Origin of the sequence: Algoriphagus litoralis (genome assembly GCF_003259255.1) — a bacterium.
Classification (GTDB): Bacteria; Bacteroidota; Bacteroidia; order Cytophagales; family Cyclobacteriaceae; genus Algoriphagus; species Algoriphagus litoralis.
Window position 1 is genome coordinate 1 of record NZ_QGOL01000037.1, and the last position, 7,567, is coordinate 7,567.

The 7,567-nt window shown below is 43.6% G+C and carries 4 protein-coding genes; 1 reads left to right on the forward strand and 3 read right to left on the reverse strand.

Features of this window, described 5'->3' with window-relative positions; translation table 11 throughout:
- Positions 1-70: 70 nt before the first annotated feature.
- From DK188_RS21090 to DK188_RS21100, 3 genes are all read right to left on the reverse strand, one after another.
- A complete protein-coding gene (locus tag DK188_RS21090) occupies positions 71-2,326 on the reverse strand; it encodes a multicopper oxidase family protein (RefSeq protein ID WP_111672843.1) in 2,256 nt (751 codons plus the stop codon).
- Positions 2,316-2,789, reverse strand: a complete 474-nt coding sequence (locus DK188_RS21095; protein ID WP_111672844.1) for a DUF305 domain-containing protein — start codon at positions 2,787-2,789, stop codon at positions 2,316-2,318. Before DK188_RS21095 ends, DK188_RS21090 begins: the two co-directional genes overlap by 11 nt.
- Positions 2,790-3,028: 239 nt before the next feature.
- Positions 3,029-3,895, reverse strand: a complete 867-nt coding sequence (locus tag DK188_RS21100) for a DUF3347 domain-containing protein (protein ID WP_111672845.1) — start codon at positions 3,893-3,895, stop codon at positions 3,029-3,031.
- A 1,242-nt stretch (positions 3,896-5,137) separates the two neighbouring features.
- On the opposite strand from DK188_RS21100, the gene DK188_RS21110 reads away from it, so the two are divergent.
- On the forward strand, positions 5,138-6,709 hold the full coding sequence (locus tag DK188_RS21110) for a PKD domain-containing protein (protein WP_157963328.1): 1,572 nt from the start codon (positions 5,138-5,140) through the stop codon (positions 6,707-6,709).
- The last annotated feature ends 858 nt before the right edge of the window (positions 6,710-7,567 follow it).

The window sequence follows — 7,567 nt, forward strand, 5'->3', positions numbered from 1 at the left end:
TCGGCATCGGCTTTCTTTTTCTCCCTATCCAATCTTTAACACCGCCTAACTTTTTGGAAACCTCTATCCGCTAATAATTCAGTGAAAGACCTAGGCCTGCACCCATATCACTGTCATAATGGGTTCGGATTCCTATGTTTTTGGAAATGATATATTTCAGTTCGGCCATGTATTCCCGATCCGTATTAACCATAAATCCAGCCCGTAATCGCTTTGAGACAGGAATATCTTCCCGCATCAGCGTCAAACGAAAAATACCGTCCTGATACACTTCGGCCTGCAGATTTACCAGCATGGGTAGGGTATACCGTAGACCAATACTGAAGGCACTCCGCTCATCTTTGCCATTATCTTGACCAAAAAGGTTGGTTTCCTGTTCGTCCCTCCCCATTTTTCGATAGCGCCAGTCAAATCCCACAAAGGGCATGAGCCACTGCATTTTTCCGAGATAACGTCCTACATGGGTTTCCACTTCATAGCCATGCATGTCAGAATAGCCCAAGCGCCACTCTGTGCCCAAACTCCATCGGGCATTTTGAAGCATGGCTTCTCCATCATTCCCATTGGTGGCAAAGTCATTTTGGGCCATGAGATGGGGCATATTGCTTTCCATCTGCAGTTTGGAATAGGCCTCTTTTTTGTCAGGCAAGTTGGGATTTTGGTAGTCACCCACAGCAAAGACACGGTTCATGCCTGCCATCATATGGTAAAGAATATGGCAGTGGAAAAACCAATCCCCTTCTTCATTAGCCAAAAACTCGATGGTATCGGTTTCCATAGGCATAATGTCGAGGACATTTTTGAGCGGTGATTTTTCGCCCTTTCTATTAATTACCCGGAAATCGAAGCCATGCAAATGCATGGGGTGTCGCATCATGGAATTGTTGTACAGCGTGATGCGAAGGATTTCCCCCTTTTTGACTGGAATTTTGTCCGTCTCAGCGAGTACCTTGTTGTCCATGCTCCATACATACCGGTTCATATTTCCAGTGAGCGTAAATTGAAGCTCTTTCACCGGTGCATCCTCAGGAAGTAGTGTTGAAGTTGGGGATTCCAACATGGCATAGTTCAGCGTCTGGATGGGTCCTAGGGCATTAGGCTTGTACCGGTTTTCCTGATTATCGGCATTACCGGTGTGATGGGAGTGATCCTGCATCGGCATGTCGCCACCTGTGATTTCTGAATACATGACCGCATTCATATCCATCTGGTTTAGGCTCATTTTCATGCCCATATCGTCCAGGTCTCCATTCATTTTCATCATGTCATTCATCATCTTCATGCCTTCAAAATAATCCAGACGGGGAAGAGGTGAAATGAGCTGCTTGATGCCATCGCCCAGGTAGATACTGGCAGATTGGGTTCGGTCCTCGGTCGTGGCTAGCAATTCGTAAGCCACCCCATTTTCGGGAAGGGTTAATACGATGTCATAGGTTTCGGAAACCGCAATGATCAGTCGATCCACTTCCACGGGCTCCACATCATTTCCATCATTTGCCACCACTGTGATTTTGCCTCCGGCATACCGAAGCCAGAAATAGGAGGAAGCCCCGGCATTCGAGATCCGCAATCTGATTTTGTCTCCTCCTTTGAGAGCTTGGCCAGGTACAGTTTTCAACTCGGAACTGTGGCTGCCGTTGATTAGTATTTTGTCGTAATACACATCACTCACATCCATAGCCAGCATCCGTTTCCACTCATTTGTCAGCTTGGTTTTGAAGTGTCCCTCCCGGATGGCCTCTGCATAGGACTGCGTGGCATTTTTCTTTATGGCTGCCCAGTCATTTGCATTGTGCAGCATTCGGTTGATGTTTTCCGGTTTCAGGTTGGTCCATTCACTCAGGATGACCGGTACGGTGGGAAGGTCATCGATTCCCTTTCGAAAGCTGTCGTCCTCTTTTCTTTTTTCCATTACAAAGCTTCCATACATTCCGATCTGTTCCTGCAGTCCGGAATGAGAGTGATACCAGTGGGTTCCGTTCTGTTTGATGGGAAAGCGATAGGTATAGGTCGAACCCGCCTTGATTGGTTTCTGGGTAAGCCAAGGTACTCCGTCTTCTTTGTTGGGAAGAAAAACCCCATGCCAATGCAAGGAAGTGCTTTCCTCCAGGTGGTTGTGTACCACAATCTCGGCCGTATCCCCTTCGGTAAAAGTAAGGGTGGGCATAGGAATCTGCCCGTTGACTGCTATGGCTCTTTTGGATTTTCCAGCAAAATTAACCAAAGTATCACGGACATGGAGTTCGTAGCGAACAACCTTTTGTGCTTCTACCTGGAACCCTACCAATACCAGAATCAAAGTGAAAAACAGGGTTTTATTGCTCATTTTCCAATCGATTGATCATGGTTTTCATTTCTTTAATTTCCCGGCATTGGGCCTCAATGATGCTCTTGGCCAATTCCTTGACTTCCGGGTCCTGAATGTTGGCCCGTTCACTGGTGAGGATCGCAATGGAATGGTGCGGGATCATGGCTTCCATCCACAATTTATCTCCCACGATGGGTGCCTGTGTCCGTACCAAACCAAAGGCTGAAAGAAAAAGGACAAAGCTGCCAATCAGTATTGTTCTATTTTTCGCTTTGTTGGGATACATGTTTCGCATAAAGAGCCACATGATGACTGCCATAGCAGAAATACCCATGCAGGTCATGTAAAATCGTGTCAGGCTGAAGTAGACATGATTTAATTCATAGGTATTCAAATACATGGTGAAGTACATGGCCATAAAGGAGCAGGCCAGCATCATCAAAAATGTTCGATAAGGTTTGTTTTGATTTGGATGTTTCATGAGATAGTCCGGTTTGGGATTCAAGGTGAATATTCCTGCAGCGATGCAGCAGCTGCATCTGCATGCGGGGGATCCTTTAGGTTAATTCCCTGCCCTTCAGGTTTGATTCCTGAGGCGGTTTTTCCAAAGTGATACTGAAAATTCCAGCCAACAGAAGTTCAGCTCATCCAGGCTGCTCACCTCAACGAGGATATTGCGAAGCGATTTGCGGGAGCGCAAAAACCCGAAGGGCAAAGGGATTACTTGATGGTCTCAACTGTACTTCCGCAGTTCAGCATTTGGGAGCCGTAGAAGGGGTTTTTTACCCCAGCTTCCTGACTTAGCCAGTTGGCACCTTTTCCCTTGTTGTACATGGGGCACTGCTGGTAATACACGGGCATGTCCAGTGGGGAAACTTTTACCAATTGATACATAGATGGTGAAAGCGCTGCAAATGCCATCCGTTGCTCAGCGATATCTTTGGCATCGGAGATTTTTGCAGTGATCGCGTTTACATCCTTTAGGATAGCCATCCAAACACTGTGTTCTTCGCCTGAGAGTTTTTTCATATCTACAGCTTGAATGGCCTCCTGAAGCGCAGCAGCTTTTGACTTTGCTGCTTCAGCATCTGTTGCTACCAGTGCATCTTTCAACTGGAAATACAAGGCTAAGACCGGTTTCAGTTCAGACAAGTCCTGAGCCGAAGGAACCATGGTGCCTGAATTCATGGAATCATGGTGCATTCCATGATCCGAGGCTGAAGCTTCGTTGGAGGATTGAGGCTTGAGGGACCGGGTATATTGGCAGCATTCCGGCAGTTTAGCATAAGCATCATCAGGAGCAAGGAATGATTCGCTATCATAACCGGCCAGTGCAATCCGTTTGAGGATTTCTTCTTCGGAGGTTTGATTGCTGTCAAAGGTAAGAACAGCAATTTTGGTGTCTTTATCCCAGATTACCTCAGCTACATTTTTGAGGTTCCCGGCTTTTTCAATGGTGCTTTTGCACATTGCACAATTACCCGATACATTGACTTCTTCGGTTTGGGGATTTTTGATTTGTGCAAAACCATAAAGTGATACCAGCGTCAAGGCGAGTACCATAGATATTTTGAGGAATGATTTCATGCTTAGGTATAGTTTTTTGGTTGAAAATAGAGGCTTGTATGGCTAACAATCCTCCTTTGACCTGAATTAGGATTTAGGCCTGCATTTCTCAGAAAGGCAGGATCTCAGGCAGTTTTTTTTGAAAGGATAAGAAAAGAGCGAAGGCGAAAACCGCATTCTGTTTTCGAAAAGACACTCCTGTGGCCCGTAGGCTTTGATTCTAGCTTATTTTGGGCGGTTGCCAGATTGAAAAATATCCTGAAGAGAGGTAGGATTGCTTGTACTTGAATTTTGAGATTGAAATCGGGGCCAAACTAGCGCCTAATTTAACTTCGACCGGAACAGGAATGCTTAGCGTAGAAAACGACAGGTTGCATTGGCAAACCCCATGGGAGCAATGGTTTTCTGAATCCCTTTTTCCGCTTTCCATTCCGCAGGAACCGGAATTACAACAATTCATTTCCACTTCTTGGGCTTGATCCTTGGAGCAGGAAGAATGGGCTTTTTCACCTGTGTTCATTCCATAGGCATAACTGAAAACCGGACCAAGCACTAAGCTCAGGCTCAATAAAAAAACGAGGCCGATAGGGTTTCTGAAATGCTTCACTACAATAAATGTATGAAATTTTATTTTTTCAATCGAATCAAGAGCACATGCCACATCGCAAAGAGGAAGAGATCTCTATGCTTAGTCAAGCCTGAAGGCTACCGAAAAGTTCCTTCAAGGTATTGGGAATTGGTTCTAGTCTATTGATAAGATGATTTTGAAAAATGCAGCTTTTCCAAATTCCACCTTTCGGGTAGGAGATTCCAGCCCCAGCCAGCTTTTCTTCCAAGCGCACCTTTGAGAGGTTTAGAAGTCTTGGTGGACTTTAGCTAGTAAAAACCGATCCGAAGGGAATTTTTATTCTAGGCTCCATCCGAATTTTTTGAAGACATAGGAGGAAGAAAATCCATTTCAACAGGTCAAAAGTTTTCATCCAAAAGAAATCAGGTGAGGAGATTTTTTTACCCCCAAACCTTCACCAATCAGTAATTCTCCCTATCTGGAAAAATAAATGTTTTTGAATAAAAAAAAGTGAGAATTTAACATATCCAAGAAATTGAATTTTGTGTTCACTTTAGTGAAGATAGCAGCTAATTTCATCAAAAATGCTGTTTTTCATTTATTTTCTAGGTTTTTATAGGGTGTTTGAGAATCGATTTTTTGGTTTATTTTACTTGTAGAATCCTAATATGAATTTTAAAGTGCAAGACCGCCTTATGAAATTGATATTAAAACTCAGGCTCCTTTTTTCCTTCACCTTGTTTGTTTTGGCGTTGGGAAATCCGCTTTTAAGCAGTGGGCAATGTTCGCAAAATAACTTTACTGTTGCGGGTTTTGAGCTTCGGGATGATAATGGATTACCCTTTACGGTCATTGACGATTACGAACTTGGAGAGTTAGTCAATGGGGAATTATGGGTCATGCTTGGTGGCTCATCCACCAATGGATACAATCTGAGATTTTACTTTGATGTGTATGTCAATGGGGTTTTAACTCAGGTGGACCAATACGAATGTCTCTTTTCGGGAACTCAGGCAGTTCAGGGAATATGGATCAAAGTGCGGGATTTTTCATGGAATTGGGGCGACGTCATTGATATTCGTAACATTTTTATTCACTGGGATACAGGGACTGCCAAGGCCAATTCAACTTGCACCATCAGTGATAAGAACAATATAAATTCCCAATGCTACGGAAATCTCCAAGGATTCACGGCAGTAGTCCCATTGTTTCCAAAATTTGATTTTGTAAGTAATGGAGTTTGCAATACCACGATTCAATTTTCCAACCAAACCATCGGAGGAACGCCTCCATACAATTACTCCTATTCCTGGGATTTTGACAATGATGGACTAGAGGATTCAGCTTCGGAAAATCCGCTGTTTAACTTTCCAAGCACAGGCACTTATCCAATTGTACTGACAGTGAATGATGATACATCGATCACAACCATTACAAAGGATATTTTTATAGATCCGAATTTTGGGATACAGGTGACAATTTTCCCCACCAAGATTGATGAAAGTTCAGGAATCATCTATGTGGAAAGCGTAACAGGCGGAACCGCACCCTATTCCTATTTCTGGACAGGTCCCAATGGCTTTACCAGCACCTCGATGAATATTTTTAACCTAAGCAATGGGCTTTACACCTTAGTTGTGACGGATCAAAATGGATGTACCCAGACCGTTTCGTATGAGTTGGACATTGCCGGAGTGCTAAACAGTTATTGGAGGTCAATAGATCTTTTAGGGGATAGGTCAGCGATCAAAGTCAGTTGGGAGGTCAAAAACCAAGGTGGCGACGGATATTTTGAGATAGAGCGGGGCGCCGGAGGTATTGAAGATTTTTCCAAGATTGGCAGTGTTCAAAAAATCAATTCAATAGGAGAGACTCAGATATACCATTTTTCGGATACTGCTATTCCCATGGAGGAGGAGATGTTTTATTACAGGATTGTAAGAAAATCGGGTCAAGATGTCGATTACAGCATTGTGAAAATGATCAGGGTAGAGGATATGGAAAATAAAAACCATTGGATTGTCTATCCGAATCCTTCTTTGGGCAGGGACCTGAACCTTAAATACTTGGGAAAAATGGAAGCAAATGATGGGGCAATGATTTTGGACGTCTTTAATGGAGGGAATTACTTTCAAAGCCTAACATTTCAGAATCTAAATTCCGAAACGATTAATTTGAATCATGTTTTCCCCAATTTACCCAGAGGCCATTTGACCTTGAGGATTAGCATGGGGGATGAGGTTCAGATTGTCCATGTAGTGAATTGATACCAAACCATCGGTTATTTTTTTTTCAGTCGGGATTGAATTGGTTAATCCAATAGCAAGCACCAAAAATCCAATCGCCTATCTGTATTTGTCTTGCATCAAAGACTACCGATTGGAAGAAATGACTGGGGCCCGAAGTTTTTGGTTACTTTTTGCGTCAAAAAGTGACAAAGGAAAAAAATATCCAAAGCCATAAATCCTTCAATGGAGGCCAATTTAAAGGTCTAAACAAAGAATTTGAAATCCGACAATAATTGAACCCCTCCTCGGCATCGACATTCCTTTTCTCCCTATCCTTCTGCGCCGAGGTTGGAATACCGGGGTCATTTTTTACCCGGGGTTAAAACCCCGGGCTATCCTTCCGCCATAACTCCCCCTTTAAAAAGGGGGTAAGGGGGATTGATTTTTTAATGAAAAATCGAACTTCTATCCAATCTTCAAATTGCTTGGTAAATTTCCTTTTCCCACCAAATTCTCTTTACCTCCTCGGCATCGGCTTTCTTTTTCTCCCAATCCTTCTGCGCCGAGGTTGGAATACCGGGCTCATTTTTTACCCGGGGTTAAAACCCCGGGCTATTATAATTCCAGGCCTTCAGCCTTTTTACCAGCTTACTTACAACTCAGCACTTTTCCCTTGATCATTGAAAATTGATCATTTATAATTGAACCCCACCTCGGCATCGACATTCCTTTTCTCCCAATATTTCTGCGCCGAGGCGAAACGGAATTTCGCTTTTAAATCCCATGGTTAAAACCCTAGGCTATTTTTCGGACATGCCTACGGCATTTTCTCTGTCGCGGTTTGTGTGTTTTAGAAAATCAAGGTCATTCCGCAGAAACTCCTTCTTGATCCATGAT